The sequence below is a fragment of the Kitasatospora sp. NPDC048298 genome (genome assembly GCF_043201465.1).
In the GTDB taxonomy this organism is placed as follows: domain Bacteria; phylum Actinomycetota; class Actinomycetes; order Streptomycetales; family Streptomycetaceae; genus Kitasatospora.
Map to the genome: position 1 here is coordinate 1 of NZ_JBICYZ010000142.1, position 4,728 is coordinate 4,728.

At 70.0% G+C, this 4,728-nt stretch carries 5 protein-coding genes and 2 pseudogenes; 2 read left to right on the forward strand and 5 right to left on the reverse strand.

What is annotated here, in order from left to right; genetic code table 11:
* Positions 1 to 70: 70 nt before the first annotated feature.
* From ACGF0D_RS43835 to ACGF0D_RS43845, 3 genes and pseudogenes are all read right to left on the reverse strand, one after another.
* Positions 71 to 169: pseudogene (locus ACGF0D_RS43835) on the reverse strand (AAA family ATPase); the annotation flags it as partial.
* An 87-nt stretch (positions 170 to 256) separates the two neighbouring features.
* Positions 257 to 841, reverse strand: coding sequence for a hypothetical protein (locus ACGF0D_RS43840; protein ID WP_392926123.1), 585 nt, complete (start codon positions 839 to 841; stop codon positions 257 to 259).
* A 148-nt stretch (positions 842 to 989) separates the two neighbouring features.
* The gene (locus ACGF0D_RS43845; protein WP_392926125.1) at positions 990 to 2,066 is read right to left on the reverse strand and encodes a hypothetical protein; all 1,077 of its coding nucleotides are present in this window, start codon (positions 2,064 to 2,066) and stop codon (positions 990 to 992) included.
* A 247-nt stretch (positions 2,067 to 2,313) separates the two neighbouring features.
* Between ACGF0D_RS43845 and ACGF0D_RS43850 the strand changes: the two genes are divergently transcribed.
* Positions 2,314 to 3,225 (forward strand): hypothetical protein, encoded by a 912-nt coding sequence (locus ACGF0D_RS43850; RefSeq protein ID WP_392926127.1) that lies wholly within the window; start codon positions 2,314 to 2,316, stop codon positions 3,223 to 3,225.
* Positions 3,226 to 3,313: 88 nt separating this feature from the next.
* Here the strand turns inward: ACGF0D_RS43850 and ACGF0D_RS43855 are convergent, their stop codons facing one another.
* A complete protein-coding gene (locus ACGF0D_RS43855) occupies positions 3,314 to 3,445 on the reverse strand; it encodes a hypothetical protein (protein ID WP_392926129.1) in 132 nt (43 codons plus the stop codon).
* A 104-nt stretch (positions 3,446 to 3,549) separates the two neighbouring features.
* Between ACGF0D_RS43855 and ACGF0D_RS43860 the strand changes: the two genes are divergently transcribed.
* Positions 3,550 to 3,939, forward strand: a complete 390-nt coding sequence (locus ACGF0D_RS43860) for a hypothetical protein (RefSeq protein ID WP_392926131.1) — start codon at positions 3,550 to 3,552, stop codon at positions 3,937 to 3,939.
* A 62-nt stretch (positions 3,940 to 4,001) separates the two neighbouring features.
* Here ACGF0D_RS43860 and ACGF0D_RS43865 read toward each other — a convergent pair.
* A pseudogene (locus ACGF0D_RS43865) lies at positions 4,002 to 4,728 on the reverse strand (transposase); the annotation flags it as partial.

Here is a 4,728-nt window from a genome sequence, read left to right on the forward strand (position 1 = left end):
GTCAGCTGACAGTAGACCGCCCCGCCACTCACGATCAAGGCTTCCTGTGTGGGCCCGCCAGTCCCGCCGATCAGCTGACGGCCTGTTGTTCGGCGTGGGCGCGGGTGGTGGCGAGGCGGTAGGAGTCGGTGCCGGTCTCGATGATGTTGCCGCCGAAGGTGGCCCGGTGGCGGGCTGCCACGGCGCTCCGGCGCCCTGAGCCGAGCCCCCGCCCGACGCTCGGATCGTGCCCCGCCACAGGAGGAGAGGACCAAACCTACGCCGTGGTGCCCACTGCGGCGATCTTGTCGTCGAGGTACACGACCGCCGTCGGCCCGGAGCCGTTCGCCGAGGGCACGACATGCCGCAGGGCCTGGGAGATCGCTGCCCCCACACGCCGCCCGATCGCCTTGTCCAACTCGTTGTAGGCGCGGTTCGGCTCGTACGGCCAGTCCTGGATATTGGCGCAGAAGTGCAGGACAGAGGCAAGGGAACTGCCCGCCGGGGGAACGGTCACGATGCCGTCGGTCTCGGCGACGATGTCCTCGTTGGCCGGCAGGCAAAAGACATTGTCCTCAACATCCTCTGGCCGGGAGAAGCCGCCCTTCTTATGCTCCGGGACCTGTGCGGCCAGATAGTCCCAGGTGGCCCGGTGGCAGCGCACCCGAGCCACTCCTACTCCAGCGGCCTTCGCCATGTCGCCAGCCACGCGCTCCCGGCTACCGGGCCAGGTCTGGTAGGGGAGCTTCTTGAACAAGGCCATAACGTCCACCACGGTGTCCTCCAGCGATGCGTGCTTCGCGTGCTGCTGACCAGCGTGGACGTTGAAAGGAAGCCCGCTCGCCGATCCCGGCCCGTCCACACGAATGAGTGAAGGCCGCAATCGCCGTTGGCCTCCCCGAGGCCATCCACGGGCCAGCCCCAGAACACAGCAAGCCCTGAACGAACGTGAGGGTGCCCCGCATGCGGGGCACCCTCACGTTCAGTGACACCGGTGTCGTCCGAGGCGGTCAGCCGCCGACGGCCGATCCGTCCGCGACCGGCCGCCAGGGGGAGAGGTCGACGGCGCCCTGGACGTACCCGGCCTTGTCCCAACTGCCGTTTCCGTGGCGGATGGTGTGGAAGAGCGTGCCGCTGTCGTTGCAGGTCTCGAACACCAGGTGCAGCTCGTTGTTCACGTTGGCACCGTCGGCGCCGCACACGTAGAAGGGCTGGTCGAGGATCTGCCGGCCGATGGGGCCCCAGCCGCCCCAGTTGCCGTCGGAGGTGCGGATCGTGTGGTAGACGGCGATCTGGCTGTTGTTCACCACGGCGACCTGCAGCTGTCCGTTGATGCCCGCCGCGACCACGTCGTGCGGCCAACCCCACGGAGAGGGGGTCCCGGCCGCTCCCATGACGTTGCCCCAGCCGTCCCAGGTGCCGTTCGCGTGCCGGATGGTGTGGAGCACGCTTCCGTCGTTCCACATGGTGGCCACGATGTGGAGTTCACCGTTCACCTCGGCCGTCGCGAGGCTGAAGAACTTGTCCGAGCCGAGCCCCGGAGGGGCACTGATCGCCCCCCAGGGCTGCCAGCTTCCGTCCGGGCCCTCCACGGTGTGGACGAGCCGGCCCGAGGGGTCGATTGCCGCCAGCTGGACCCGGCCGTTCACCATCGCCGCGCCGGTCCTGCCCGTCTGGAAGTAATCGCTGGAGATGGGCAGTTCCGTCAGGCCCTTCATCGGGGTCGGTGCGGGCCAGCTGCCGTCGGGCTGCTGCGTCGACTGGACGAACTGCATGCTCATCGGGCCGGAGTACCTGAGGCCGAACAGCCGCAGCCGTCCGGCGTCGACGACGGTCGTCCAGTACTGGAGGGTGGGGAACTGCGGGACTTCCCTGGCGGCGTCCCAGGTCCCGTTCGGCGCCCGGCGGGTCTGGACGACCTTCCACGGTTCGGCGCGCAACATCAGGTTCAGCCCGACGGTCGGGGCCTCAGTCGTGGCGGCCCGGGGCGCGGCCCCGGCCGGCGCGGCCGTCACCACGACGGCGAGCGCCACCGCCGCGGCCATCGAGGCGACGCGCCCCCGGTACTGACGCTTGGTCTTCCACATGTCGTGATCCCCCCTGTGCAGATGCGCCCGATTGGGCCGGGTGCCGTCCTATCAGAGCCCGAAGGTCGATGGAAAGCGGAAAAACGCCGCCCGCCGCACACCCGCACTCCACCAGCACGCCGGGACCGTCACCGGCCGACCCGCCCCAGCCCGTCCGACCGGACCCGGGGCCCCCGGTACGCGACCTGTCGCCCTCGAACGGAACCTGGAACGCTGTCGTGTACGGATCCCGGGAAGGGGGGCACACATGGCGGGTTGGTACCGACGCCGGGCGGAGCTGGCCCGAGTGGGCGGAGAGGCCAGGGCCCAGCAACTACTGTCCGATCTCGCCCGCGCGGCCCGGGCCGCCGACCTGCCAGCCTGGGCCGCTGCGAACATACGGATCACCGCCCGGGTCATCGGCCGCACCAAAGCCTTCGAAGCCGTCGGCAGGGACCTCTACACCGCCCTCCTTGGCCTGTACTCCACGGCACTCACCATCGTGGCAGTGAACACCCGGCTTCCGGAGCCCCTTTGGCTCCAGGCGCTACTCTCCGGTCTCGCCATGGCCGCCGTGCTCATGACGAAGGCCCGATGGTCGGTCTTCGCTACCGGCCTGCGCAGGCTGGGCGGCACATGGTCGGTTCCCGCACGTGCCGTTCTCGCCGCCGCCGCCCTCGGCCCCCACGCAGCCAGCCCGAACCGCAGACGCCGCGCAGCAACCCGAAAGGTCAGCTCCCGCCTCCGCGACCTGGAACGAGCCCTCCTTGCCCGGGAAAGAGGTGTCGGCCAGCCGCGGCGCCACCAGATACGTACCCACCGTCGACTCGTCGTCGCCGCCCTACGCCAAGCCGAACTCCGCCTCGACACCCAGCACCGCAACGACCTGCTCGAAACACTGTTGACCATCAGCACCAACCACACCAAGGGCCACTACGCGGCCCTCCTGCCCGCCGAGCAGCTCGAAGGCCTGGAACCCGCCAAGGACCGCACCCTGCTGTGGGCCTCGCTGCGCACCGGGGCCGGGGTGGCGGTCGTCACGGCCGCGGTCTGGGCGGGAGAGTGGTTCGGCCTGTCCAATCCGGTCCTGATGCTGGGCGCGCTCGCGGTGTTCAGCTTGGCGTTCCGCCGCCACGCCGAAAGGGTGCCCGACGCCGTCCTGGCGAGGCTGTCCGGCTGAAAGGCCAAGCAAGGCCACGCCCGGAGAGCTTGAGAAACAGGAGCAACGACCGACCTGAACAACCGTCACGGCAAGGACCGTTGCAGTACTAGGCCGCCCGCGCTCTCGCGGAGGAGACGATGCGGGTGGCGGCGGCGTCGAAGAACAACCCGGTGGATCTGATCAACATCGCGCTGGAGAAGCTGGTCGAGGCCAACTTGGAGATACCGCGGTTCTCCACGCTGGACGCGATGGCCTCCACGGTGCGGGGCCAGGTGAACGAGGGGATCCTGGCCGGTATCCGGGGCCGGATGACCGAGGTCCACTGCGGGAGGCCGGCAGCTGATGGTGACCCGCTGTGGGCGCTACGTGCACGTCGACAGCGCCATCGAGTTGAGCGAGCTCAGCGAGCTGGAGGCAGCCCGGCTCGTCTACCAGCAGCAGCACCTCCCGGAGGAGGACCTTCCCTCGGTGCTGCTCGCCGCCCGGCACGCCCGGCGGATGGTTGCTGCGCTGGCCTTGCCCCCGGCCGCCCGCACCGTCCACGCCCTGGCGGCAGTTCGGGCGGCCGCGACCGTCACCGAACTGCTGCGCTCGACTGTCGGAACGGACGTCCGGACGCAACGCGGCATCGCGGCCCAGTTCGTCGTCGAGCGTCATGGTTCGCAGGCGGCTGCGCGAGTGGAGCTGGGCATCGCGAAGTCGACGCTGAGCGAGTTGTTGTCCGGCCGCTAAGCTTGTTGTTTTACCTCCATTGATCATCTTCTGTGGCGTTCGGGTTCTCGCCTGCCTGTTCGCTACTGGTTGGTGACCAGGGCGAGTCCGACGTCGTAGATGGGGGCTCGGCGGCGGTTGGGTCGGCCGGGTGGGCGCCCGGGGCCGGGCCGGGAGGGTCTCGCAACGGCCGCTGGGCAGGGCAGGTGCGTGCGGATGTTGCGGAATCCGCGTTGGACCCGGGCGGGGGTGAGGCGCTCGGCGGGCTGAGGTCGTTCCCAGGGGCGGCGGAGGTCTGCGGACAGGGTTCTGGCGAGGCGGAGTTGGGTGTGGGCGGCCAGGACGAGGTGGGTCCAGCGGTCGGCCGCGGCGGGTTCGCGCAGCTTCGGGCGGGTCCAGTCGAGGGTCTGCTTGAGGAAACGGAAGGTGTGCTCGAGGTCGAAGCGCCGCAGGAACGCGTGCCAGGCGGTGTCGGTGTCCGCGTTGCAGGGGCGGGGTCGGAGAACCACAGCCAGACCGGCTTCGGGGTGCCGCCGGAGGGCAGGTGGTCGACGTCGAGGCGGATCAGGGTCCCCTCGATGGTGGGGAGTTGGCCCTGGTGGTCGCTCCAGGTGGAGCGTCGCCAGACACGGGGGTGCAGACGGTGCCAGGCGCGGACGCGGGCGGTGCCGTAGCGGCGGGTGGTGTGCTTGCTGTCGCTGTCGGGATCGCGCCGGGTCTCGGGGTCGGCCAGCGCGAACCGAGCTCCGTGGCTGCGGGGTTTGCCGCCTTTGGGGCCCACCCGGTAGTCGTCGGGCACAGGGTTGAAGA